The 24043-nt window shown below is 58.1% G+C and carries 21 protein-coding genes and 2 pseudogenes; 8 read left to right on the top strand and 15 right to left on the bottom strand.

Annotation, left to right across the window (positions count from 1 at the left end; genetic code table 11):
• Positions 1 to 420 precede the first annotated feature (420 nt).
• The 4 genes and pseudogenes from RX330_RS10675 to RX330_RS10660 form a co-directional block, all read left to right on the top strand.
• Positions 421 to 731, top strand: a pseudogene (locus RX330_RS10675) (transposase); the annotation flags it as partial.
• Between the two features lie 1129 nt (positions 732 to 1860).
• Positions 1861 to 4332: a putative bifunctional diguanylate cyclase/phosphodiesterase gene (locus tag RX330_RS10670; protein ID WP_317242957.1), complete on the top strand. Its 2472-nt coding sequence runs from the start codon at positions 1861 to 1863 to the stop codon at positions 4330 to 4332.
• Positions 4333 to 4462: 130 nt separating this feature from the next.
• Positions 4463 to 4780: a hypothetical protein gene (locus RX330_RS10665; RefSeq protein WP_317242956.1), complete on the top strand. Its 318-nt coding sequence runs from the start codon at positions 4463 to 4465 to the stop codon at positions 4778 to 4780.
• Entirely contained in the window at positions 4737 to 5087 is a 351-nt protein-coding gene (locus tag RX330_RS10660; protein WP_317242955.1) for a hypothetical protein, read from the top strand. The genes RX330_RS10665 and RX330_RS10660 overlap by 44 nt, the downstream gene beginning before the upstream one ends.
• A gap of 295 nt (positions 5088 to 5382) precedes the next feature.
• Here the strand turns inward: RX330_RS10660 and RX330_RS10655 are convergent, their stop codons facing one another.
• Both RX330_RS10655 and RX330_RS10650 read right to left on the bottom strand, forming a co-directional pair.
• Positions 5383 to 5571 carry a hypothetical protein gene (locus RX330_RS10655; protein WP_161495752.1) on the bottom strand — a complete coding sequence of 63 codons (189 nt, stop codon included), beginning with the start codon at positions 5569 to 5571 and terminating at the stop codon, positions 5383 to 5385.
• A 207-nt stretch (positions 5572 to 5778) separates the two neighbouring features.
• A complete protein-coding gene (locus RX330_RS10650) occupies positions 5779 to 5961 on the bottom strand; it encodes a hypothetical protein (protein WP_317242954.1) in 183 nt (60 codons plus the stop codon).
• 270 nt (positions 5962 to 6231) lie between these two features.
• Here RX330_RS10650 and RX330_RS10645 point away from each other — a divergent pair, with 270 nt between their 5' ends.
• Positions 6232 to 7866, top strand: a complete 1635-nt coding sequence (locus RX330_RS10645) for a PAS-domain containing protein (RefSeq protein WP_317242953.1) — start codon at positions 6232 to 6234, stop codon at positions 7864 to 7866.
• A gap of 613 nt (positions 7867 to 8479) precedes the next feature.
• Here RX330_RS10645 and RX330_RS10640 read toward each other — a convergent pair.
• Together RX330_RS10640 and RX330_RS10635 are read right to left on the bottom strand one after the other, a co-directional pair.
• Positions 8480 to 8635 (bottom strand): hypothetical protein, encoded by a 156-nt coding sequence (locus RX330_RS10640; RefSeq protein ID WP_317242952.1) that lies wholly within the window; start codon positions 8633 to 8635, stop codon positions 8480 to 8482.
• A gap of 188 nt (positions 8636 to 8823) precedes the next feature.
• Entirely contained in the window at positions 8824 to 9177 is a 354-nt protein-coding gene (locus RX330_RS10635) for a HipA domain-containing protein (protein ID WP_317242951.1), read from the bottom strand.
• Positions 9178 to 9754: 577 nt separating this feature from the next.
• Here RX330_RS10635 and RX330_RS10630 point away from each other — a divergent pair.
• On the top strand, positions 9755 to 10108 hold the full coding sequence (locus tag RX330_RS10630; protein ID WP_245343950.1) for a MarR family winged helix-turn-helix transcriptional regulator: 354 nt from the start codon (positions 9755 to 9757) through the stop codon (positions 10106 to 10108).
• A 52-nt stretch (positions 10109 to 10160) separates the two neighbouring features.
• On the opposite strand, the gene RX330_RS10625 is transcribed toward RX330_RS10630, so the two are convergent.
• The 4 genes from RX330_RS10625 to RX330_RS10615 form a co-directional block, all read right to left on the bottom strand.
• Entirely contained in the window at positions 10161 to 10283 is a 123-nt protein-coding gene (locus tag RX330_RS10625; RefSeq protein WP_144030609.1) for a helix-turn-helix domain-containing protein, read from the bottom strand.
• Positions 10271 to 10564 (bottom strand): helix-turn-helix domain-containing protein, encoded by a 294-nt coding sequence (locus RX330_RS35710; protein ID WP_085398908.1) that lies wholly within the window; start codon positions 10562 to 10564, stop codon positions 10271 to 10273. The genes RX330_RS10625 and RX330_RS35710 overlap by 13 nt, the downstream gene beginning before the upstream one ends.
• A gap of 836 nt (positions 10565 to 11400) precedes the next feature.
• Positions 11401 to 11646 carry a DUF6894 family protein gene (locus tag RX330_RS10620; RefSeq protein ID WP_317242950.1) on the bottom strand — a complete coding sequence of 82 codons (246 nt, stop codon included), beginning with the start codon at positions 11644 to 11646 and terminating at the stop codon, positions 11401 to 11403.
• A gap of 92 nt (positions 11647 to 11738) precedes the next feature.
• Positions 11739 to 11990, bottom strand: a complete 252-nt coding sequence (locus tag RX330_RS10615) for a hypothetical protein (protein ID WP_317242949.1) — start codon at positions 11988 to 11990, stop codon at positions 11739 to 11741.
• Between the two features lie 744 nt (positions 11991 to 12734).
• Here RX330_RS10615 and RX330_RS10610 point away from each other — a divergent pair.
• Both RX330_RS10610 and RX330_RS35705 read left to right on the top strand, forming a co-directional pair.
• Positions 12735 to 13970 (top strand): diaminopropionate ammonia-lyase, encoded by a 1236-nt coding sequence (locus RX330_RS10610; protein ID WP_317242948.1) that lies wholly within the window; start codon positions 12735 to 12737, stop codon positions 13968 to 13970.
• Positions 13971 to 14190: 220 nt separating this feature from the next.
• Positions 14191 to 14241: pseudogene (locus tag RX330_RS35705) on the top strand (hypothetical protein); the annotation flags it as partial.
• Here RX330_RS35705 and RX330_RS10605 read toward each other — a convergent pair.
• From RX330_RS10605 to panB, 7 genes are all read right to left on the bottom strand, one after another.
• Positions 14228 to 14800 (bottom strand): GNAT family N-acetyltransferase, encoded by a 573-nt coding sequence (locus tag RX330_RS10605; RefSeq protein ID WP_317242947.1) that lies wholly within the window; start codon positions 14798 to 14800, stop codon positions 14228 to 14230. The pseudogene RX330_RS35705 and the gene RX330_RS10605 overlap by 14 nt on opposite strands.
• A gap of 1258 nt (positions 14801 to 16058) precedes the next feature.
• Positions 16059 to 16832 carry a polysaccharide deacetylase family protein gene (locus RX330_RS10600; protein WP_317243882.1) on the bottom strand — a complete coding sequence of 258 codons (774 nt, stop codon included), beginning with the start codon at positions 16830 to 16832 and terminating at the stop codon, positions 16059 to 16061.
• A 1148-nt stretch (positions 16833 to 17980) separates the two neighbouring features.
• Positions 17981 to 19975, bottom strand: a complete 1995-nt coding sequence (locus RX330_RS10595) for a HAMP domain-containing methyl-accepting chemotaxis protein (RefSeq protein WP_317242946.1) — start codon at positions 19973 to 19975, stop codon at positions 17981 to 17983.
• Positions 19976 to 20914: 939 nt separating this feature from the next.
• Positions 20915 to 21154, bottom strand: a complete 240-nt coding sequence (locus RX330_RS10590; protein ID WP_085398936.1) for a hypothetical protein — start codon at positions 21152 to 21154, stop codon at positions 20915 to 20917.
• Between the two features lie 438 nt (positions 21155 to 21592).
• Entirely contained in the window at positions 21593 to 21793 is a 201-nt protein-coding gene (locus RX330_RS10585) for a hypothetical protein (RefSeq protein ID WP_317242945.1), read from the bottom strand.
• Positions 21794 to 22267: 474 nt separating this feature from the next.
• A complete protein-coding gene (gene panC / locus RX330_RS10580) occupies positions 22268 to 23119 on the bottom strand; it encodes a pantoate--beta-alanine ligase (protein WP_317242944.1) in 852 nt (283 codons plus the stop codon).
• A 13-nt stretch (positions 23120 to 23132) separates the two neighbouring features.
• Complete coding sequence (gene panB / locus RX330_RS10575; RefSeq protein ID WP_317242943.1) at positions 23133 to 24005, bottom strand: 3-methyl-2-oxobutanoate hydroxymethyltransferase; 873 nt, start codon at positions 24003 to 24005, stop codon at positions 23133 to 23135.
• Positions 24006 to 24043: the final 38 nt, after the last annotated feature.

Below are 24043 nucleotides of genomic sequence, written 5' to 3'. Positions count from 1 at the left end.
CGGTACGCCTGGGCTGGGGGAGGCACTCAACAGTCAGAGACTTTTGCAAGCCGCCGCGGCACCACCCGGCGGCTTCTCTATTGGCCGGTGCCACGATGCCGCCTGATCGAACTAGGTAGGCACCAAGACGTTAGGCTACTTCGCGAGCCAAACGGCGCCCCTCGCGTTCGCTCCGCTTCGGCAGGGAACGATTCAGCAGCTTGGCGTTGAATCCGCATGTGTGCCGTGGCATTGCGTCAGTCTCGTTTCGGAGTATCGCGCGTCCACGGCGCCCGCAAAACTTCTATTCCTGGTTACATCGAGCCTGCGACCCCACGCTCCGCGAGAATCCGCCGCGCGGCGAGGGATGGGTCTACGAGATCAAGGCCGACGGATACCAAGCCCAACTGCATCTGCATGAGGGGGACGCCAAAGTCTATTCGCGTATTCCTCGAATCTCTGACCGCCGGCACCCTGAACTTCTTCGATCTCGCATCCCTGGCCAAGCCTGCCGCCTTCGCAGCTCAGCTCGTCGCCATGCGGCGCATCAGCTGGGCCGTCTACGCCAAACGGCCGTTCGCGGCCCCGCGCAGGTGCTGGCGTATCTCGGCCGCTATACCCATCCCGTTGCAATCGCCAACAGCCGGCTCGTAGCCCTCGACGAGGATCACGTCACCTTTACCTGGAAGGACTACCGCCAGAACGGCGCGACAAAGATCCTGAAGCTCAAGCCCGACGAGCTCATCCAAAGGATCGAACGCGAGAGTGGCGCCTCGACGATGCTGGCCATCTCCGCTTGGGAAAGTGCCTCAGTGCGGCGGAGATGAATCGCGAGCCAACGATGCCCGATCGCATATTGAGCTGGTCAACTATCCGATGCTTTTCAAGCTGAAGGCCACCGCCGCCGAATAACACCGGCCTCCATCACGCCATCGAACGCGGATGGCTCGAGCTGCACGAGTCAGGCGCCTATGTCCGGATATTGAAGTAAAGGCTGCCAACCGAGATGGCCTTACTGATAGCGAAGCACTTTAATTGATGGCTGTATCGTCAACCGGTAAACAACGAGATGAGCCGCTCCGAAAGCCTCGATCAGATTGCCGCAAGCAGGGCAATAGTACCTGCCCTCCGTGCCACGCTCAGAGGTAAGCTCAAGACGGCGGAAGCCAGCACCGCACTCGGAACACGTCACATCACTCTTTCTCATGCTCCGACTCCTCACGCTGCGCGTCGCCACGATTCTTCAACGTATACTTGGTTGCGGCACATCTCCTTTGCCCAGATCCTCGGTCGCCATCACCATTGCGGGCCGCTGATGCCCAACTCTTGGGCGTGTGCCGACGAAGTTCACATAGATACATGTGATGGAGGTCGATGTCGCAGCCAAACCGGCGAAAGAAGTCTCCATTCTCGACAGAGCTCGCGCAACAGCTGGCCGCGCAGATTCCTCGTCATCTCGGTCCGTCCGGCAGATCATAGTTGGTACGAATCGGACAAACATCAGCCCGTACAGACACGTGTAGCGGATGAAACCTCCGCCAGTAAAATACGCGACGTTCAAAACGTCCATTCGAAGTTTCTCATCGTCACACTGCCTCGCCAGCCTATTTGCGTCGAATTCTCCCGCTGTGCCGATGATTTCCTGCATCCCGCTGCATGGAAGCGATCACGAGGTGGCCCTGCAGCAGGCCGTTAGTCGCGCGAAATTCCCGCCTGTGCACAACTCCTTCGCGCATCCGTCATGCGCGCGCTAACCACTAGCTGATTTAAGATTGTCGCAATCGGCTACTCGCTGCAGCCCAAGTCAATCGTTTACAGCGAATTAAGCAGAGCAGGATTTGATGCCACGCGGACAGGAAGCTTGGATCTCGGGGATGTGTGATGGGTGCTGCCAGGAAGCAATCCGTGAAATTTGATGCGAGGATGTTCGAGGACGTGCCGGTCCTGCAGCGCACGTGGCGGGCTGCGCTCAAGCCCGGCGAAACTCTTCCCCGCTACGAAGATGTGCTGCTGGGTAGCCTCGGGCGACTCGCCGATCACATGGTGCTGCTCAAGTGTGAGAACGACGCATTCGCCGTTTCGCGGACGGGTCGCTATGCGCAGGAATGGCTGGGCGATGAGCGTTGGGACATTCCGATGGACGCGCTGCGCCCCGATTGCGCGACCGTCCTCAGTGAGGCAGCCGCGAACGCGATTGCAAACAACCGTCCTTATCTCACCGCCGCTGATTGCGTGCGCAACGGCATGGTGCGTACGTATGACGTCCTCGCGCTGCCGACCTTCGCGCGTTGGGGCGGCACGCTGGTCGGCGCCTACGTCAACGAGCGTGGCGCGGAATACAATCTGCTCGATGCGATCTTTTCCACGACCGATGACGGCGTAATCTCGCTCTCGACCATTCGCGATGCGACGGGCCGGCCGTTTGATTTTCAGGTCGTGCACTACAATCAAGCAGCAGTGAGACTCCTCAACGTGGCAGAGCGAAGCCTGCTGTGGCAGCGTCTGAGCAACGGAGGCCATCTGCTCTGTTCGCAAGCGGTCGTAGGGCGGTTGCGGGCTGCGGTTAAGGACGACCAAGGTGACCGGTTCGAGATCGACAGCGATGATCGCACCCTGCGGTTGGCAATTACCGCCTTCGGCGGGATCCTGTCCCTGGTCATTTCCGACGTCACGTCCTTAAAGCGCCGAGACGCTTCGTTTAGGCTGCTGTTCGACTCTAATCCAATGCCGATGTGGGCATTGGACTGCGAGACGATGGCCTTTGTGAGGGTCAACGACGCGGCGGTGCAGCACTACGGTTACGCTTGCGAGACCTTCCTGCGGATGAAAGTTCACGAGATCTGGCCTAAGGAGGAGTGGCTGAGCTATACGCAGGCGCTGCGGGACATCGGCGATACCTACCAGTCCGAACATCACTGGCGTCACGTGAAAGCCGACGGGACTGAGATTTGTGTGCTCACCTTCGGGCGACGCATCATGCTCGAAGGGCGCGAAGGCTACCTGGTCGCGGTGGTCGACATCACCGAACGGCGTAAGGCCGAGGCCCGCATCGCCCATATGGCGCTCCACGATGGATTGACTAACCTCCCTAACCGCGCGCTCCACCAGGAGCGGCTAGGCGAGGCGCTCGAAAGTGGCAATGCAGCCGGCAAACGCGTCGCGGTGTTGTGCATCGACCTTGACCTCTTCAAGAACGTCAACGACTCCTTCGGCCATCCCATGGGCGATTGCCTGCTCAAGCAGGTCGCCGACCGGCTGCGGTCGCGTGTAGCCAGCAACAATCTGGCGGCACGCCTCGGTGGCGATGAATTTGGAATCATCCTGGCCGACGATACCTCGCCGAAGCAGGCAAGCGATTTCGCCGCCGGGCTGATCAGTATGTTGAGTGAGCCTTATGAGATCGACGGCAATCAGGTGGTAATTGGCGCCTCGATCGGAATTGCACTTTCGCCTGGCGACGGCACGAGTAGCGAGGAGCTGATGCGCAACGCCGACATGGCGCTCTATCGCGCTAAACAGGATGGCCGCGGCACGCAGCGTTTCTTCGAGCGCGAGATGGATCACCAAGTGCAGCGGCGCCGCGAGCTGGAGCTCGACCTGCGCCGCGCTTTTGCCAATGGAGAATTCGAGCTGCACTACCAGCCGCTGGTCGACGTCGCGCTTGACAAGATCTCAGGTTTTGAGGCGCTCCTGCGCTGGCTCCATCCGGAGAAGGGCATGATCTCGCCGGCGGAGTTCATTCCGGTGGCGGAAGATATCGGACTGATCGTCACGCTCGGCGAGTGGGTATTGCGTCAAGCCTGCAACGAGGCGGTGAAGTGGCCGTCCGAAATCAAGGTCGCGGTCAACCTGTCGCCGGCACAATTTCGTAGCCGTAATCTGGTCCAGTTGGTGATTTCAGCGCTCGCCAATTCGGGTTTGTCGCCCAAGCGGCTCGAGCTCGAAATCACCGAGTCGGTGTTCCTGGCGGAGACCGAAGCCAATCTCGCGATCCTGCACCAGCTGCGCGAGCTTGGAGTTTCCATCTCGTTGGATGATTTTGGAACAGGATATTCCAGCCTGAGCTACTTGCGCAGCTTTCCGTTCGACAAGATCAAGATCGATCGCTCCTTTGTGAAGGATCTCGCGAAACGTTCCGACTCCGTCGCTATCGTGCGCGCGATCTCGGGCCTCGGGCGTAGCCTCAACATCACCACAACTGCGGAAGGGGTGGAAACCACCGAGCAGCTGGATTGGCTTCGCGCAGAGGGCTGCAACGAGGTGCAGGGATTCTTATTCAGCGGCGCCAAGCCGGCCGCTGAGGTGGAGCAGCTCTTGCGTCGTTTTGGCGCGAGGGCGTCGAGAGCGGCGTGAATTTCGGGCCCGACAGCACCAGGTTCGCAATGACTTGCGCACAGATCTTGATCGGGTCGCGATACCACCCGAGACCGTCTCTCGTGCGCCGCTTTGGGCTTTCTCTATCAGGGACAGTACGCGTATAATCTTGCTATGGCGCGAAACTGACGACGACGCGTTAGTATGGCTTGAAACGCTGAACGACGTCGTTCTCGTCGCCAACGGCGAAACCTTGCTGGAGCAGCTGAAGCATTCTCTCAAAGATAAGTCGCCTGCGCTGACGGTCGCGAGCGTGAAGCTCTGGAAGACATTGAAGGCCTGGATCGACATCCTGCCCGAGCTCGACCTATCCCGAACCTGGCTGCACCTCGTAGCGGTCGCGGACATCTCAGCGGGATCACCGCTCGAGGCAGTTCTGGACGATGATGGAAAGCAGAGAAGGTCTTCTTCACGCGTTGGAGGATGAGGCAAAGCGCGTTGGACGCGAAAGGGCCGAAGCGGCTGGCGAGGGTAAGAAATCTCCTCATTCAGACCGAGCTATCGCGTGCGACGCTTTTCTCACACTTCCGGAAGAAACGAAGGCCACCTTGCTGGCGCGGGCCCGAATACGGCCGAAGCAGCCGAATATCTCCGCGATCGAGGACGTTCTCGCCGACAGCTTGACCATGGTGATGCGCGATAAACGAGCGCGAGTTGCCAGGCAGCTCCTCAAGTGGTGGAATGGCCAGGTCCTGGACCTTCTGACCAAGAAAAGGCAATTCGGCATATCCTGATTCGAGCTGGTGAAGCGCCACATAGAGATCGTCAGCGCCATCGAGCTGGACGAATTCACGAGCGCCTTTGCGACGGCGATTCTCATATCAGTTCGACAGCATGATCGAACGTTCCGTCAAGATCGTTTCGGAGGCGATAAAGGGAGACTGACGCATACGGCACACCTTGTCCAGAAGCTGTATCGCGATTAACGAGCGGCTAACATCGGCGCGTTTGATTGCACAGCTTTGAATTCCCGCGCAAATGTTCACTCAGCGTCAGAGGGAGCGCGATCCGTTTGCAGACGCCATAGCATTAAACGCGGATGGCGCCGGAACGCGGCGAACTGTCCATCGATTTTGCTGGAAACGTGCGCCCCATCGCGGGACCAGCAGGAATTGTGCGCCTCATTTGAATAATAATCTCGAGATTGGCTGGAAAGGGAACGAAGCGGCGATTGCCGATCTCTATTCCTCGCCGCAGAGGTCGTTCATGGGCAGTCATGATCTTGTCTCCAGCAGTTTCCTAGGGCTGACCGCAGTAGGAGTTGCGCTACTCTGCTCGAGCCTGCTTGTCTTCGTCTTCACATGAGGTGAGCCGTCGCTCGTGTGGCCCCTCTCTGCTCATCCAGTTCATCGGCAGGACGGGCTGCTTCCCTGGGATTTGAGGCTGGCATCAGCGATCGCCGCTTGAGCTGTGTAACCATGAACGTCAGCGGTTCGTCACGTTGCCAGCATCAAACGTGTTGCCGAGGAACTTGACGAAGATGAAGACTGGCTGCGAGAAGTCGCCAATGAAATGGAGATTGAACATGGCGCTATCTGGGGCTATGGCGCCGGAGAACACGGCATGCAGTTTTTCACTAACTTCGGAATCGACAACCTGGTCGAACACGTCCGGATGTATAGGAAAGCCCGGAGCCGCCTAAGCGCTCCCCGCCAGAATAATCCAATGAGCCCGCGGCCTATGCGGGGATGCGTACGGCCCAGTCTCCCCCGAAGACGTGCTCTCCGACGCCGGCCGATTCTCAACGCACATTGCCCCGTAAACCGGCACAACCTTAAGGTTGGACAATCGGATAGTTTTATGTTGCGCAGGTTTAGGCTGGGATGTGTCTTGAATGCTGCGATAGCAGGCCTTGGAGCCGGGCCCGTCGAGCGGCTTTTGAAAAAACACATCCGCTTTGCGCGCGGGGTCGACGACCTGACAGTCGCCGAGAAAGTCTATGCGATCGCCGGGTTTTTGGGAATTGTTACGGCCTTTCTTCTGGTCATGTCGGTCCAGATCGTACGACTGCAGAATTCCTATCGTAATATGCAAGCCTCCTCCGCTGCTGCGGCGATCAATTCCGGACTGGTCAACGCATCCGTCTATGCGATAGTGATGGACTCACGCGGCATCTACATGTCCACCGAACGAGCCAAGGTGAAAGAGTTCGCGGACGGAATCCTCAAGCGCAACTACGAGCTTGCGGAGGTGATGAAGGGCTGGGAGCCTACGGTCCGTTCGGAAGACTTCGAACGGTTCGCATCCCTCAAACGCCGGATTGCACAATTCATCGATTTCCGTCAGGAGTTGGTCCGCCGGGCCGTCGAGATTAGCCCCGGAGCCGCCCGCGAGTTCGGGGACACCGAAGCCAGCAGCACGGTTCGCAGCAGGCTGACTGCGGATCTGGAAGCGTTGCAGCGCGGCTACAACGAACGTACTCGCGAAGCAGATGGGCTCGCCGAACAGAATCGCTGTGCGGCATGGTACCTGTTCATGCTGGGTTTGGTGGCGCTGGTGCTTGCCGCGCTCAATGTTCTCGTGATCCGGGATTCGGTGCTGGCGCGGCTCTCAGACATTGCCCAGGCGGCCGATCGTATCAGAACCGGGGACATCGGAAGCAAGGTGCCACATCTGCGAGGCCACGACGAAATCGGCCGCCTGGCGCGCACCGTGCAGAACTTCCGCGCTGCTGTCGCTCAAGTTTTTGAGCTCGAACAGCTTGAATTGGACCTCAGCAAGCAGCGCGACGCCGCGATGGCCGAGCGCGACGCGTTCAACGACAAGTACCAGGCCAAAAAGTGGCAGCTCTCCGCCGCTATCAACAGCATGCCGCAAGCCCTCATCATGCTCGACGGCAAGGCACGTGTGATTGCAATGAACAGCAACTATCGCCGGATGTATAATCTGCCCGAGACCATCGAGTCAGGGTCCTCGCTCGAGGAGATCCTGGAGCACGGGCTGTTCAGCGGCGACATCAAAAAGTACGTTTCGGCCATTCTCGTTCGCATCGGAAAGAAGGAGCCGGCGGCTTACGAGGTAAGGCTCAACGACGGCCGGATCATCAAGATTCATGAACGGCCTATGGATGGGGGCGGCTGGGTCTCCGTCCAGGAGGACGTCACGGAACAGCGGCAGAATGAGCGTATTCTCGAGCGTACCGAACGGCTGCTCGCCACGGTCGTCGAGAACGTGCGCGAAGGTATCATCGCCAAGGACGCGCGCAGTCTGCGCTATCTGTTCATCAACAAGGCGGCCGAACAGCAGATCGGCATGTCGCGCACCGACATTGTCGGCAAGACCGCGCGCGAATTGTTTTCCTGTGAAACGGCCGAGCTGATCGAAAAGCGCGACCAGCAGCTACTTGCGCAAAGCCAGCAGCTCGAGCCTATTGTCGATACAATCTGCAATCCAGTTCGTGGCCGCCGGGTGATCTCGTGGAGGCGTTTGCAGATTGGCGCCCCCGGGGAGGAATCGCACATGTTCGTGAGTATGGTCGAAGACCTCTCCGATCAGGTTGGGACCGTCGACTAGCAGCTGGCCTTACGTCACCCTCCGCAGGCGAATGCGGGCACTATCGCTGATTTCTGTGCCAAATGGTTGGCATCCGCCCGAGGACGAGTTCTCCACCAGTGCTGGCCTAGCTTGTCAGGTGTGTCGCTCTCGCAACGTCACAATTGTTCCATTGGCCTTCGAATCGTTTTTGACTTCACACCGTGGCGAGTCCGGCGTTTGATTATGGCGGACCCCGGGGTAAGGTCTTTTATCTCGAAGACATTTTGAGGCGGGTTCAAGAGGCCGCTGTCCAGCGCCAGCGGTCTCTTCGTTAGCTTCATCGGGAAAGTTCGTCCGATGCCGACGCAAGTATGGGCTCTCGCCACGTCAATCGGCTGGACAGTCGTGTGGCCGCGATCCTGCTCTATTTGATCTTCAGCCCTGGCTAATCCGGCGCCTCTTAAAGGGGGCGAGACGCCTAGTCGTCGTGATTGCGCAGCCGTGGCCACGGGACTGCCGGGCGCATAGGGGCCGTGCCAAAAAGAGGACCTACAAGCGCCTCGCCGAATTGGGAAAGTCCGCGGAGGAGAAATCGCTGTCTGCCGGAGCCTTGAAAGGACACGCCGAACGTGAGGTGACGCCAGCCGCATGACTACGCGGCTGCCACGGATCGCGAGCAATCACCGATCGTAGTCGACATCGACATCGATATCGGCATGCCGATCGCGGCGGTGATGCTGTTGCTGCCGTTGGCTTCGACAACGACATGTCGACCGATGATGATCGGCACCATGTTGCCGATCAGCATGATGCTGCTGGCGGCCGTCGGCGGAAACTATGCCTCACCGAGCAGTCGACGGCATTGCCCGGCTCTTGCGATCAGGTGCTTGGCGAGATGCCCGATGATAGCATTGTCCAATCCGTCTTTCTGCGCTTGCTTCCGTACGGTGGCTACAATATCCGGAAGCTGCTCGGCCATGGAAATCAGTCCGGCGATCACCTTGTCAGGATCGAGGCGCGTTTCGCGCGCGAACTTCTGCCAATCGCGTAAACTAACTGGCTGAGCTTGTAATCACCGCCGATTTTCATCGCGAGCTTGATCTTCTGCAGATCGACGTCATCGTGGGGAAGAATGTTGGCGATGTCGTACAGCGGGGCGAGCCGTACGTGAGGGCCTCCGGCCAGCAGCAGCGAATAATTCTTGGCATGAGCATCCGTACCTGCAATCAGCCAATTGAAGCCTAGAGCGTCGACAAACGTGTCAACGTCGGCGACGCGATCCGTGGAGTAGGTGCGCAAAAGCTCGATCACATCGGCAGGGCTTGGTCCGCCATCGATTTGATACTTCATGGTCGGCAGGATGCCGAGCGCCTGGCAGATATCTTCCTGGTGGACTCAAAGTCGAAGGAATCGTCGCCCGGCCTACACTCGTCATCGAGCGCAGCGAGGGCATCTCGACCAGCGACGTCGGAGGCGTTCCGTCTGAATCATCCGGTGCCGACTCCCGCCGTCTGACCTGTCGCGACGCTTAACTTCTGCGTTCACAACCAAGTTTTTGACGGATTTCACCACCGCGATTGTGTGAAGTTGCGATGTATGCGTTGGAGCTCCAGCGAGGAAGCAGCATCGGGAGCGAGCTGGGGGATTGCAGTTCATCGAGGTGACATCCAGCGCTTGGCCGGTCGAGTCGGTCAGCCAAACATCAATCCTCTCTGTTGAACTCTGCTGGCGCGGAACAGTCTAACGATGGAGCTCCTAAGATCCGATGGCCCCGAATTTGCCTAGTCTAACAACACGGCTCGGAAAGGGCTCTGCCGCGGGTCAGGATGTACTTAGGCGATTCACGTGGGAGATCAGATCTATCAATGTGTGTCTGGACGAACTTCGCTATTTCCAGGCGAATGCGCTCGGTATTACTGGACCGCAAATGATGATCCTGATGGCGCTGACTGAATTGGAACGGAATGACGGGGTTCCGGTCAACGTGGTTGCAAAGTTAATGGAGGTGGGTTCGGCCTTCATCACGAAGCATTCGAAGGAGCTCGAGAACAAACGGTTTGTGCGGCGCGAGCCCTGCACGAAGGACGCCCGAGTCGTACATCTGTCGCTAACAGACAACGCTCGCAAACGTCTTGCGAGCATCGCGGCACAGCAGGAAGAGATCGATCAGTTTGTTTTTGATTATCTCGGCATTAAGGAATTCGCCAAATTGGCTAGCTGCCTCAGCGGAGTCAGGCATCGGCTGGAAAAAGCTCGCCTACAGGCTGAACTAAAATCCTGAGATCAACTGAAACAATCCAGGGGCGACGACAAAGATCTGCACGCATCTTTCGCTACCCGTTCACGCGATGGACGGTGCTCTTGGCAATCCCGGTCTCTTTGGCGATGGCGCGCACGCTCCAGTGTGTTGCGGCCTTGGGCTTGCGGGCCAGTGTCTTGGTGATCAACTCGGCCACCGCCTCATCCTCAACCGTGGGGGCCTGCCGCTACGCATCTCGTCGTAGAGCCCCTCGATCCGATTGGTGATGAAGCGATTGCGCCATTTGCCGATCGTACGGGGGCCGACGCCAAGCCGCGTCGCCACGACGGCGTTGCTGGGCTCGCGCTCGCACGCCAGCACGATCTTCGCCCGCAATGTCAGTGCCGCCGGCAAAGAGCGCGACCGCGTTATGGCCAAAAGATGCGTGCGTTTGTCGCTCGATATCGTTAGTGTCGCCTTTGGGCGTCCGGTTCGCATCGAGTAGCTCCTTCGATCAGGATACCCGAAACAACTGCAATAATTATGCTACGAACTTACGGGACGGTACACTACGCCGGCTTGTGCGCCAGGCACCGTCACTCATTTCTATGCCAAATCGGTTGGCTTCCGCCCGAGGAAGAACTCTCCGCCGATGCTGGCCTAGCTTGTTAGGTGTGTCGCGCTCGCAACGTCACAATGGGTCCATTGGCCTTCGAATTCGTTTTTGACTTCACAGGGCGGCGAGTCCGGCGTTTGATTATGGCGGACCCTGGGTAAGAGCTTTCATCTCGAAGACGCTTCGAGGCGGGTCGAAGAGATCGCTGTCCAGCGCCAGCGGTCTCTTCGTTCGCTTCATCGGGAAAGGCGGTCCGATGCCGACGCAAGTATGGGCTCTCGCCGCGTCGATCGGCTGGACAGTCCTCGTGGCCGTGATCCTGCTCTATTTGATATCAGCCCTGGCTAATCCGGCGCCTGTTAAGGGGGCGAGACGCCTAAACGTCGTTAATTGCGCAGCCGAGTCCGCGGGCATGCCGGGCGATAGACAAGATACAAGGCTGATCGTGCGACCTTAAAAGGAAAAATCTGCTTCCACGTGTCGGGCGGAGGGTAACTAGAGGCGAAACGAGGCATCACGAATCGGAGATTGAAGGGGCGTTCGCCTGAAGAGATAGCCTACGAGGATCCAACGCTCGCTCGAGCGACGCTTCTGTTGGTCGGACCATCATCCAGCAGTTTGGATAGCGGCGGGGCCGTATGGCAAGCCGATAAATCTGCAATAAGGATCTCGGGACCCGCAATACTGTCGGGATGATGGTCAGACTCCAACAGGCACCCTACTTCTTTAAGAACCTCGGCAAAACGGTTTCGAGGGGTACGGTACTGAGCGGTCGCCCCACCTCATCTGCGATGACCAAAACCTCCGACACGTCTGGCGTACCGCTCTTGATCGCTTCGGCTAGAAGCTCGCGCGCAGCTAATACGGCCTCACCCTCAGCCGCAGATAAATCTGGCAGCTCTGTTCCTTCCTCATCGAGCGTAATCTCGTCGCCGGCACGTACATGAAAGTAGAAACGTCCCAAGGCGAACTCCAATTGAACAGAGACCTATTTGGTGGATTTTCGCAGACGTATACCACGCTGGGCAGGAGGCAGCGAGCACCGCCAATTGGGACTTACGCAACAGTCGGCTCGTGAAACAGCTTATGTTCGATACTGTACAGTAACGACATGTAGATATTGATAAATGCAACGAGTCCCACGTTGACGCTTAAATTCCGCGTTCGGGCGCTTCCTTCGACGGATTTCACCACATCGATTGTCCGATGATCGCGCAGCATTTGGGTCTGCAAGGCCAGTGCGAGCGCTTTGCCGAAGACATCTTCGAAGGGCGGCCCGGGATGGCAGGTCGAGCGGGTGCGCGGCATGGTACTGGTCGTCCAGCCTTCTTAGGCCACCTGGCGGAGCGCGCACGCGTATCTCGACGAAGCAAATATGGTCGGTGAAGCCGTCTAGTGCACGTTGACCCTTCGTTCGGTACGAGCCAATCAAAGCTGCTGGAGAAAAATGGCTTTTGCGGCGCAAGCCCTGCACACGCGATGGCCGGGTCGTACAGCTGTCGCTGACGGACAAGACTTCCAAGCATCTCGCGAGCGTGGCCGCACAACAGGAAGCACTCGATGAATTTGTTTTTGGTGATTTCGGCACTGGCGAATTGACCGAGTTCGCTGATAGGCTCACAGCACTCAGGAATCGCCTAAAGCTCGCTTGAAAGTCGCTCTGGAGTTCTGAGGACCAAAACGCACAATCTTCGAAAGTTGTGCCTGTCTTGCTCATGTCTGATCAATTTCCAACGTTCACGAGTTTCTTAAAGCAGCCCGGGCGAAGGTGGTTGTGGTCGGTCTGCACAACCGAAGGCCCGCTGGTTGTGACGGGTTCAGGAAGCAGCCGATCCGCTGCCAGGTATGACGCCAAATAAGGCGCCTTTTCTATTGCTGCTGAGCGCGCCCTATCATTTGCGACCTTCGGATCGAGCGATCCAGGCTAATCAAGAGGCTCGCCCTCGGGTATGAGCGAATCTTGCACAAAATGATTCCAAAATGCGCCACTTATATCATCGTGAATGAAGTATTCCATACATTGCGCTACCGACGGGGCAAGAAAGCCAAACCATGTTTCTCCTCAACCAGCACGTCGACCACCGCACGCCCCTCGATGCCTCGGACGCCGTCACGTTGGGCGTCGAAGCCGCTCGCGAGGTCGAGCGGTTTCTCAAGCAACGCGATGGCCACAAGGAAACCCCTCTTATTCCTTTGCCAGGCCTTGCCCGCGAGATTGGAGTGGGTTCGATCCATCTAAAGGACGAAGGCCAACGTCTCGGCCTTGGGAGTTTCAAAGCCTTGGGCGGTTCCTATGCTGTGATCCGTCTGGTGCTCGAGGAAGCAACTCGGCAGCTTGGTCGCGATATTGACGTGTCCGAGCTGCACACACCTGAAGTGAAGACCGTGGCAAGAGGTATGACGCTCTCTTGCGCCACGGATGGCAACCACGGCAGATCAGTTGCTCAAGGCGCCCAGCTCGTTGATGCAAAATGCGCCATCTTCGTTCATTCAGGCGTGAGCAACGAGCGCATCACCGCCATCGCCGGCTTTGGCGCGCAGATGATCCGCGTCGACGGCAACTATGACGATTCCGTCGTCCAAGCATCGCGAGTTGCAGCTCAAGAAGGTTGGATCACAGTGTCTGACACGTCCTGGCCTGGCTACGAGCGGATCCCCCGCTTTGTAATGCAGGGATACACCGCACTTGTGAGCGAAGCACTACGCCAGTTGCCGGAGCCGCCGACACACGTCTTCATCCAGGCAGGCGTCGGTGGGATCGCCGCAGCCGTTGCTGGACATCTATCAATTCTGTTGGGCGACGACCGCCCGTTCTTCACAGTTGTCGATCCCTCGCGGGCAGCATGCCTCTTCGAGAGCGCGCGGGCCGGGCATCCTGTCAAGGTAGATCATGGGCAATCGACCGTGATGGCGATGCTCGAATGCTACGAGCCTTCGCTCGTCGCTTGGCGCATTCTTTCCCGCACAGCGGATGCTTTTATGACTGTCGACGATGAGGACGCAATCAGCGTGATGAAACGTCTGGCAAATCCGAAGGATGGCGATCCCGCTGTCGTTGCAGGCGAAAGTGGTGGTGTTGGCCTTGCAGCCTTACTGAAGGCTGCTTCTGACCTGACCTTGCGTGGTAAGATTGGTCTTGGGCCCAATGCCCGGGTCTTCCTGATCAACACCGAGGGCGCGACAGATCCTCTCCTGTACGAACAGCTCATCGGTGCGACGCCAGCGCAAGTGACCGCGAAGAATATTAAGCCGATCAAGAACAGGTCAACGGATGGGGCGAGCTCGTGAGCCTTTCGTAAGCCATCCCATCCGGACGCCCTCGGAGACTGGCCAGCGTTCCGCCCCTTACAGAAAGGCTTATCGCCGAGCAGAGGCCGCCCCCCTGCGCGGCGCAGGGGTTCATGTCCCTTCGAGCTGGGCACGCGGATTGACTTACTTAGAATGAGGGGTTTGAGATGCGCCGGTCCTCTCTGACTTATCGGCCGGACTCAAACCCGGCATTACAAACTTGGTCGCGGGTCAATCGGGCGCCGGCAAATCGACGCTCACGCAAATTTTGCGGAAGACGAATCCGGGATACAGCGGCTTAGTGCGCGTTGCCGCCGAGGCTCCAACCGCGATCTCCCCGCAGCATTACGTTTCGCACGTTGACTAGCTAAGCCGTGTAACGGCAACTTGAGGCGTGGGCCGATCTCTGCAAAACCGGCCTTCAAGTACAATGCTGAGCTGGGGCTACGGCTCCACATGGGTTGCCTCGGCGCCCCCACTTCGAGCTGGCCCCAGCCTTTTACCGTCCCCAGGCCCACCGCAGCCTCAATGAGACGCATCGCGACCCCAGTCGAGCGCTGCTCCGGCACCACGTAGAGTTCGGTGATAATGCCGTAGGTTCCGCCCGCAAAAAGGGCGGCGCTTTCCGACAACATAATGAGGCCGACCGGGCGTACCTCCGTGAATGCCAGAAACCCATAGATGCGCTCTTTCATGGCCAGTAGGTCGACAACAAGCTGGGTATCTAGTCCGCCCTGCTTTTGTCCGCCCTCAAGTTCGGCAAGCAGAGCAGCAACCATGTGAGTCACCGTTGTGGCGTCATCGATAGAGACTTCACGCGTGATCACCATGTCATATCCTCTTCCAAGTTTAACCAACATACGACCTGGTCCAGCGGCGGCATCGGGGCAGGAGGCAGCCGCAGCACCCGATCCAAAACAGATATGCCGCACGGTTGAAGGTCAGATGACGTCTTAGTTCACACCGAGGTGATAGCGTCTTTGTGTCGCTCCTAGCTAAGCTAAAAAATCTCTCAGAAAATCGAAAGATAACTTGTCGAACATCGTGATGGTCGCACGGAGCCGTCTCTTCTTCTTTGGACTTGCGTGTCCCCCAATATCGGGGTGCCATCGTGTTCATGCTCGGACGTTACAGGAGCGAGGCTGACCGCTTGCGAACTGGCTCACGGATTTGAATCTACTCTCCCCCTCGTAGAAAGCTCGAGGGCAGGCCGACCAGCGATTTGCCGGATCCAGTCTCGAGCAATCACATTCGACGGTCCTATCGCAATGGCTGCGCATGTCGCGGAAGGAATGCTCATCGCCCCGCGGCAATAACTGAATCACTCAACGTGTCGAAGATGTTGTTGGGCATCATGAGCGTCCCTCGACCGGCTTCATTGCCTGAGATCAATGCTCTCAGAGAATCTTGGAATGCGCGAGTCCAAGGCACACTGTTTTTGGTAGTGTTTAGATAATCAGTTTTTTTAATTTCTCATCGGACGCGCCATTTGTTGCCGCGCGATGAAGGATATCACGGACGCCCGACGAACCGCGTGCAACTTGGTCGTTGAGCTCGCGATTGAGGCCCGCTTCTCTCGTGTTCTTCGAATAGACAATGTCCGGTCCTGATGAGCCGGGTTCACGGCCTGCCATCGCATTGCCGTTAAATGCTTTCTGAGAGCATCGTCGGGCCGTGTCGCGCGAGATCGTTTCTACCGTTCAGTTGGATCACTTTACGATCTGTTTGTTGGAAGACTGTTCTAATCCTTGCGGGCACGCGTTAAAGCGTGAGACGGTCGCGGCATTTCGGCAGAAGATAGCTTAGGTCACAAGCGGTGGGCTTCTGCCATTTCAAAATCAGGAAGTGCTGCCGACGAAGATGCCGAGCGGCTATGCGCGCCTACCACTCCTGCCGGCGCGTAAACGGCAACGATGAGGCAGACGTCTGAAGTGACCTACGTCACCTTGCCGTTCCTACCTTCCTATGACGGAGCCTGCCCGAAACGGCTCAGGCGCGATTCCGCCTTCATCATTGCACCGGCTAGCATGAACGAAGGCTTAGTTGATTCGGGATTACTCCGCTCTGCGCCGCCGTGACATTCCGCCATCAATGCGTGTCGGCATTCCTCTGCAGCGGCGCCGTCGGAACGATGTGAACGACGTGATAGCCGTTGTCGTGCAGGTACCGTAGGAAGGCGGGCATCATCGCGGCGGTATGTGTCTTGGCGTCGTGAAACAGAATGATCCCCTTCCCCTCGGCATTCAGTCGGCTGGTGATGAGCTTCAGCTCCTGGTCTGGCGTCATTTCCTCCCAGTCGCTGGCCCACAGGTCCGCTCCGAACACGACGATACCCCGAGACTGGAGTAGCTCGAGCGTCTTAGGGGTCGAGTCGAAATAGGGGAAGCGGAAGAACGGCGTCGAGGGCGCCATCTTCGATACGCCGTGGAGCGCCGTTTCGTCGGCCGCAATCCCACGCTCAATATCCTCTTTTGCCTTCTCGAAGTTGATCTTCGAGGCCATCGAATGCGACCAAGTGTGGTGCGCTATGGTGTGGCCTTGCGCAGCGGCGCGCCGCACGACCTGGGGAAATTGGGCCGACGACTTGCCGACCAGGAAGAACGTGGCTCGGACGCACTCCTGCGCGAGCGCCGCCAGCACCTCTTCTGTGTACGGCGGATGGGGCCCGTCGTCGAAGGTCAGCACAACTTCGTGGTCGGCCAAGGGCAGCGTCTGGGGAAAGCTCTTCAGTCCGACCCGCGGATAAGTCTTGGCGTCAACGACGAGCACGCGCGAGGTCCCGAGCGCGTCCCTACGCGGACAGTCGGCCGCGCCCGCAGCCGTGACGCCGGCAAGCACCGCCGTCGTGGCGCTCACGAGCAGCAAGGTCCATCCGTGCAGACATCTGCCATCAAGGTCGTGCCCGGACGGGTGTCTGGTTGCGGCCTTAAACAAGATAGTCCTGCCGTCCTGGCTGGAGTTACATCAGCATGCCGATGGCTTCAGCCACCTCGTTTTCCATTCCGGACTAGCTGATCCGTCGCAGTGGACCTGCGCTCAGATCGGACTACTTCGCTCCCGAGCGCATCAAATTGTCTGCAGCCAGATCATTTGCTGCGTCGTCCGATTGGAGTTGATTTAGCCGCCGCCATTGTACTTTGCCGGCCTCCACAAACGTCGGCTCGTCCATTGGTCACGTTCGCCCCTACACAGTAGCCATATGACGATATTGATTAATGCAATGGCGCGGCACTGACGCCGGAATTCCGCGTTCCGATGCCGTTTCTCGGCGCGGATTCCACCATCGATTGTCGGCTTGTGCCGACGGCGCTCCAGCGACCGACAATTACAGCGACTGACCGGCAACACCGTCACCTTCATGAGGCGACGATCTTCCTGCCAGAGGACATGATATCGATCGAAACTGCTTAGAAACGGCGGCTTTGCCGCGGAGCCGCCAATGCTGCAGAACGACCTACTGGGTGCCGACGCTCAGCGTCCTTCACCGCAGCAAGACCATCGGCTCAAAATTCCATATGCTCGATGTCGATCGGTTCCCCGTCGTCGGACGCAGCCACTAAGCGAAGGCAAAGACGAGCAGGCTCGAGCAGAGCAGCGCGAGGCCGGCCGCGGTCAGTGCCAGGAAGCTACCGGAAACAAGGTCATGATTGCGCATGAAATCCCCTCGATTGCACCGCAGAAGAGCGAGCAGCAATCTCTGCGTTGCGCCGGTTGACCGGTCAGCACATAAATCAATATTCAAAACCAGCGCATTATTCCTGCTGTTGTTAGGAGGGAAAGCATTTTTCCAGCGCGGTTACGGCTCGCTCCGCCGTCTTGCGGCGGAGATAAAGAAACCGCGCATGAAAACCGCAGGAGTGTTCAGCGCTTCCGCGTTTGCAGCTCTAAGAGACTCGGTCCGATTGAACATCTAGCATTTACACGCCGATCCGAGAGCAGATGGGGCAACTTGGCTTCGGAAGAAAGGTCACATTTCAGGCGTGGAGAGCTTGCGACGTTGACGCGCCGATTTAAGCCGCTTGAACCCTGCACAGGTAGCTGTCTAGTTCGTGCTTCAGCCGAGAGCTTTCCTCAGATAGCAGTTCGGCAGACATCAGCACCTGCATCGAAGCCCCTCCGGTTTCCTTTGCGCGGTTGGTGACTTCACCGGCGCTCGCTGCCACCTGGGTCGTCCTGGCCGCCGCTTCCTGCAAATTGAACGCGATGCTCTTGCTGGTCGCCTCCTGTTCACCGATCGATTCGACCACGGTCATGGCGATGTCCGAGATGCGGCCGATGATGACGCCAATTTCGGTAAGCGCGCCGACCGACTCTGTCGTCGCGGCCTGAACGCCGCCAATGTGCTCGCTGATCTCAACAGTCGCGTGCGCGGTTTGCGTCGCGAGCGATTTCACTTCCTGGGCGACAACCGCGAAACCTCTGCCACGATCGCCGGCGCGCGCGGCTTCAATCGTCGCATTCAGCGCGAGCAAATTGGTTTGCCGCGCGATCGCGGCGATCAGCTGGACCACGCTGCCGATCCGCTCCGCCGCGGCCGACAAATTAACCATGCGCTGGTCACTGAGTTCGGCCTTGCGAACCGCTTCGCGCGCCATATTGGCCACTTCTTCGACCCGCCGGCCCACATCGGCGATGGTTGCCGCCATTTCGCCCGTCGCGGCTGCGACACGTTGAACGTTTTCGGACGCATCCTCCGATGAGGAGGCGACCTCTATGGAGAGTTGCTGGCTGTGATCAGCCGAACTGGTAAGGCTGCGTGCGGAGACTTCAAGTTTTGTGGAGGCGGACGAGACAGTGTCGATCACCTTGCCTACGGCCGCTTCGAATTCGTCGGCGAGCCGAGCGATATCGGCCTTACGCTGCTCGGCTGAGGTACGATCCTGTTCGGCCTTTGCGTCGAGCTCTGCCTGCGCCTTCTCGCGAGCTCTCAGCTTGAACATTGCGACTGCCTCGGCCATCTCGCCAAGCTCATCCTTTCGGCCAAGGCCCGGGAGAACCACATCGAACCGACCGTCGCCGAGCTGGCGCATGGCTGCCGTCATCGAAGCGACCGTTTTGGCAATGCGCTGGCCGAACAGTAAGGCGAGCAGGCCCACGACCATCGTTGCAAGCCCGATCACCCAGATCAGCTTCCGACGAATTTCTTCAGCTCGCATTTCCGCAGCCCGCGAGCGCGCGTCAGCGGCAGCCATGATCTTCACGAGCGCCGGGCGGATACGGTCGTAGATCTGCGCGAGATCGTCGACCTGGTCGCTCAGCGCTTGCTGCGTCACCATGAACGACATAAAACTCGTCTTGTATGCGCGGATCAGTTCGAGGATCTGGGATTTCAGCTCTGCGGGTAGGCCGCCCTGAGCGAGCGCGGTTTCGAATTCCACCTCCCGGTCCGCCAGTTGATCGCCATATTTGTCTTCGCCGCGCAGCATGAAATCTTTCTCGTGCCGGCGTATCATCAGCATCAAGATCGTGAGGCGTGGCTGGTTCAGCTCTGCCAGCCGTTGCTCGACGGTGTGCACGGCCTTGCGCAGCTTGCCCTGAAATCCGTCCTCTTCGTTGAAGCCGAGGTTGCGTTGTGCTGCGACGAGGTTATGAAAGCGCGTTGCATAGAGACCAATCACCGGCCGCAGGGAGGTCGCCTGCTTCAGCGGGTCATCCTCCGGCGACGCCGACACAAATGCTTCGACGCGACTCAAGTCTGCGAGCTGCTGCTCATAATTGTCTGCATACTTCTTGATCGACACTTCACTGGGCTTGCGCAGGAAGTCGCTCGCGATTTGTCGTGACTCGAGGAAGCTTTGCGACAACGATACGACATCGGCTTTGAATTGGTTGCTGTCGTTCGAAGCGCTCTGGACGAGGCTCGCGTAATTCAGGGCGGCGGCGCAGATTGCACCGGTGACGAGGACCCCGGAAATCCCGAGTAGTGCCATTTGGCCGCGCAATCCAATGCGTACGCCACGGCAGCCCTTTGATTGCCCGAAAATCCTCGTAGCAATTTTACTCATTTTACCCCTTCAATAAGTTTTTTGCCCCAGCGCAGTGCTGGTTATCGCGAGTGCGACGGGCGCATTTCTATATGGAGCTAAACGGGAGAGGACTTCATTCGGTCGATGACAACCTGCCAATTAAATTACATTGATTTCGAATTCCTGAACTCGCAGTGTAGGTGAAGCACTATTGCTCGGCGTCGTGGCGAGCGAACTTTCCCCGACGAGGGTTGCGCCGCGATGATAGGGAGCGAAGCTCGCTGGGCAGAAACGGTCCGAGGCGCGCTACATAGCCTTGAGGACACGTTGCAGATCTATCAAAGGGAAATCAATTTACAGGCCGATGAGATGCGAACTGCCAGAACAGGTCGGTAGTAGCTCACGGCGTGCGACACGTTGATCATTTTCGCATAAAAGATGCGAAACACGCGCGAAAAACGCCGCAAAGCGGCGCTCAATTCGGTTATCCGATCACTCATGCGCGGGATCAAAGATGATTGAAGCGCTCGCAACGGTGATTCTCTCACAAGCTTGGAGCTCTCGATGAGTGATCGATCTGCTCATCTCGATGCTCCTTCAATGGCCCTTGGGGCGTTTTCCTCCCTGACTTGGCCGCGCGTAATCTTCGCGCGGCCTTTTTCCGCATCCAACAAGGTGCCGGTCGATATGCAGGATTCAGCGGGTCTTAAACGGAAAAAACGCGTGGAACGCTGTTAGGACACAAGGCCACGCCCCGGTCGCCTCATCGAGGCTCCCTTTTAAGTTCAGGCGACCAAGTCAAGTAAGCAGTGAATCTCTCCTCGTCCATCTCGCGCCCATTCTGTCTACGCTATGGCCCGTAGATGACCTCGACAGATCGACTGTCTGCGAACGTCGCGGCGCCTCGCCGTGAACGCGCGATCACCCCTCCCATTAGCCAAACCGAGCGTCTCGAGTGTCGCCCGCCGCTCCCGAGGCTCAGTGCTGGCGTCGCATCCATGACGGGACCGGATCGAGTGGCGTGCGATAGACCTCGGCGTTCTCGGGGCTGGTGACCCGAACCGCACAGCCTTTGGCCTTCAGGTCCGGATGTACAATAGACAGTTCGGTCGCGAGCTGGTCCGCTCGGTCGGAGGCAACCTCGATGTTTTCGAGAATGAGGCCGCCTTGATTCCTGTACTTCTCGTCAATCACAAGATCAAAAGAGTAGTACGGCATCCGAAGGTCTCCCATTTGATCGGATTCGTCCCTTGAGGCGCATCCTTACCTCCACTCAGGCTTCGTCAGATGGTCCAGTCGTTCGTATGGAGAGAGATAACTAGGAGCCGCATCGATTCTACCGACAAGAAAGTTGGTTCTCAGGGTTCGGCTTATCAGCATCTCTTGCAGTAACACTTATCGGCTTCCTAAGAGCGAAATTCGCTAATCATGGCCCTCGCATCGGCGAAAATCTGCGCCAGCTCAGCAGAACGCAAAGTTTTTCCGTGCGGTCATGGCGTCAACTTTTGGGCCAACGCGGGCAAGGCAGGAGATCGCCAAAATGGCTATGTCACGCTTAAGCTCAGCATCGGTGCGGCCTCGTCCAGATAGCTCACCAGGAGCTTCACAACTGTGATCTGGAAATTCAACTGAGTGACAACATCATGTTGTCTACGCCTACCTCCACATGGTCGGTTTTTCGGAAAGGGCCTCGCGGCCGATCTGTTTGAGGCGGTCGGGCATCGTCTCACCTCTGATGGCGGCTTCCAGAATCTTCGAGGCGACGTAAGTGCGGGCGCCGGCATCATACGGCGAAAGGCTCTCGCAGACCTCGTCGAGGATCGCGCGCAGAAGCGCGGTGGTAGCGGCATCCAACATTGGAGATCTCCCCATCCCTAGTGAGGAGGATAATGCACATTTCGCGTTTCGCGGTTCAAGTGTGTTTGATCGGGTAAGAAATCTGCGACTGCCGCGCCCCGCCACAGAGCGGTCTCCACCTTCTCTTTCTGCTTCTCCCAACACACGTTTTCTCGGCTTGTGCCGGTGTTCGATTGGGGCTGTCCAGCGATCGCGCTTACGTTTCGATGGACTTTACCGCATCGATGACGCGCTTGTGCTGGTCGGCGAAATCGCCGCGGTCACCATCTTCATCGCCTGAGATGGGCGGCTAATACGTCTGTCATACAGTTCCGCCAGGTCCAGCAGTCTCTTTCTGATGAAGGGGTCTGCCTTGTCCGCTAGATCGCGAATAACCCGAGCCCGGTCTCTCAAAAACTGTTCGTCCACGAAAACACCCATTCACTGCAAACTTCAGTATTCTGAGACTGTTCAGTCGTTTAGTTGTGAGTCGCGCTAAGGAGTCGGCAACGACAGTATCACGTTGTCGATCAGACGTGTCGAGCCGACATAGGCTGCGGCGCATAGTGCAGCGGTACGCCGCAGAGGACTCTCGGCGGGCTTGAGCGTATCAGCGTCGACAAGCTCAAGGTACTGCAGTCGATCGACCGTATTCAACCGCTCCTTTGCGATCGCAATCAGCTGTTCCACGTCGCGCTCTCCTGAGCGAAACTTATCCGCTGCGGCGAACAGCCCACGTCTGATGGCAAGAGCGCGCCGACGTTCTTCCTCGCTTAGATAGCGGTTGCGACTGCTCATCGCGAGCCCGTCCGGTTCCCGGACGGTTTGTACGGTGACGATCTTAATTGGAAGGTTGAGGTCAATTGCCATGCGGCGCACCACCGCGCATTGCTGAAAATCCTTTTGTCCAAAAAACGCGACATCCGGCTGCACCATGTTGAATAGCTTGCCAACGACAGTCGCCACCCCACGAAAATGCCCAGGCCTGAAAGCACCGCACATTGGTTTTGCGAGCTCGCCCGGTTCGACGAAGGTCTCAAATTGAGCCGGATAGATTTCCTGTATATCCGGCGCAAAGACGATCGCAACGCCGGCATCGCGACACAGCTCTTGATCGCTCAGGAAGTCGCGCGGATAGGTGCTGAGATCCTCATTTGGCCCGAACTGAGTGGGATTGACGAAGATGCTAACTACGGTGACGTCGCATTGCGTCCGGCTGGCCGCGACCAGCGCCAGGTGGCCGTCGTGTAGATAGCCCATCGTCGGTACAAGTCCGACGCGTTTATCGGCGCTGCGAACCTCTGCGAGCGCGCGACGAAGCTCTGCGACCGTCGTGATCGTTTGCATGTTGTGCTTTACATCAGGTTGGATTGGAGGGTGTCCAGTTCGCGACCGTGTCGCGAAGGCCTTCAGGAAGCCGATAGGATTCTTGCGATGTCGGGAATGCATCGTTGCGGACATCGGCTGCCCAACGCGACAGGGCCTCCTGCAACAACTGGAAACCATTGGCATAGGCGCGAACAAATTTGGGGCGATGACCTTCAGTCAATCCCAGCACATCGTGAAAGACGAGCACTTGGCCTGAGCAGCCAGGACCCGCACCGATTCCAATGGTCGGTATCCTCAGGGATTCGGTCGCTCGCGCCGCGAGCTCAGCCGGGATACCCTCCAGGACGAGAGCGAAACAGCCGGCCTCCTGTAGACGGTGGGCGTCATCGAGCAGGCGCAAGGCATCATCGGCTCTCCGGCCCTGCACCTTGAACCCACCCATGACATTGACGCTCTGCGGAGTCAGGCCGAGATGGCCCATCACAGGAATTTCGCAATCGATCAGGGCGCGCACCATCTCGATACGCTTGGCACCCCCCTCGAGTTTGACAGCGTCGGCGCCACGCTGCAGGAAACCTCCGGCATTGCGTATCGTCTCCGCTGGACTGAGATGGAAGCTAAGAAAGGGCATATCGGCCACGAGCAAGGCACGAGGCTTTGTGCGTACAACGGCTTCGAGGTGATGGTTCATCATCGCCATGCTCACCGGCAACGTATCATCGAATCCAAGACAGACGTTGCCGACGCTATCCCCGACAAGGAGGACATCCACGATCGGATCGGCGATGCGTGCTGTAACCGCGTCGTAGGCGGTGGTCATCGCGATACGACGCCCCTCCTCCTTCCATCGAAGCAGGACCGGAATCGTGACGTGTTCAACAGGCGGCTCTGAAATGTGGCTCATCTTAGATCCCGATCCACCCCCGCATGCATGGAGTCGGC

It is taken from the genome of Bradyrhizobium sp. NDS-1 (assembly GCF_032918005.1).
Classification (GTDB): domain Bacteria; phylum Pseudomonadota; class Alphaproteobacteria; order Rhizobiales; family Xanthobacteraceae; genus Bradyrhizobium; species Bradyrhizobium tunisiense.
The sequence above is the reverse complement of the archived record's forward strand: the minus strand, read 5'-3'. Positions and strand labels throughout refer to the sequence as shown.

Bases quoted from the DNA above. Each gene is read 5' to 3' on its own strand.
- RX330_RS10655 (WP_161495752.1), bottom strand. From the start codon at position 5,571: ATGACTGCCCATGAACGACCTCTGCGGCGAGGAATAGAGATCGGCAAT.
- RX330_RS10670 (WP_317242957.1), top strand. From the start codon at position 1,861: ATGGGTGCTGCCAGGAAGCAATCCGTGAAATTTGATGCGAGGATGTTC.
- RX330_RS10660 (WP_317242955.1), top strand. From the start codon at position 4,737: ATGATGGAAAGCAGAGAAGGTCTTCTTCACGCGTTGGAGGATGAGGCA.
- RX330_RS10610 (WP_317242948.1), top strand. From the start codon at position 12,735: ATGTTTCTCCTCAACCAGCACGTCGACCACCGCACGCCCCTCGATGCC.
- RX330_RS35710 (WP_085398908.1), bottom strand. From the start codon at position 10,564: ATGCGAACCGGACGCCCAAAGGCGACACTAACGATATCGAGCGACAAA.
- RX330_RS10615 (WP_317242949.1), bottom strand. From the start codon at position 11,990: ATGCCGCGCACCCGCTCGACCTGCCATCCCGGGCCGCCCTTCGAAGAT.
- RX330_RS10590 (WP_085398936.1), bottom strand. From the start codon at position 21,154: ATGCCGTACTACTCTTTTGATCTTGTGATTGACGAGAAGTACAGGAAT.
- RX330_RS10640 (WP_317242952.1), bottom strand. From the start codon at position 8,635: ATGCTGATCGGCAACATGGTGCCGATCATCATCGGTCGACATGTCGTT.
- RX330_RS10635 (WP_317242951.1), bottom strand. From the start codon at position 9,177: ATGAAGTATCAAATCGATGGCGGACCAAGCCCTGCCGATGTGATCGAG.
- panC (WP_317242944.1), bottom strand. From the start codon at position 23,119: ATGCAAACGATCACGACGGTCGCAGAGCTTCGTCGCGCGCTCGCAGAG.
- RX330_RS10605 (WP_317242947.1), bottom strand. From the start codon at position 14,800: ATGGTGATCACGCGTGAAGTCTCTATCGATGACGCCACAACGGTGACT.
- RX330_RS10630 (WP_245343950.1), top strand. From the start codon at position 9,755: ATGATGATCCTGATGGCGCTGACTGAATTGGAACGGAATGACGGGGTT.
- panB (WP_317242943.1), bottom strand. From the start codon at position 24,005: ATGAGCCACATTTCAGAGCCGCCTGTTGAACACGTCACGATTCCGGTC.
- RX330_RS10595 (WP_317242946.1), bottom strand. From the start codon at position 19,975: ATGAGTAAAATTGCTACGAGGATTTTCGGGCAATCAAAGGGCTGCCGT.
- RX330_RS10585 (WP_317242945.1), bottom strand. From the start codon at position 21,793: ATGTTGGATGCCGCTACCACCGCGCTTCTGCGCGCGATCCTCGACGAG.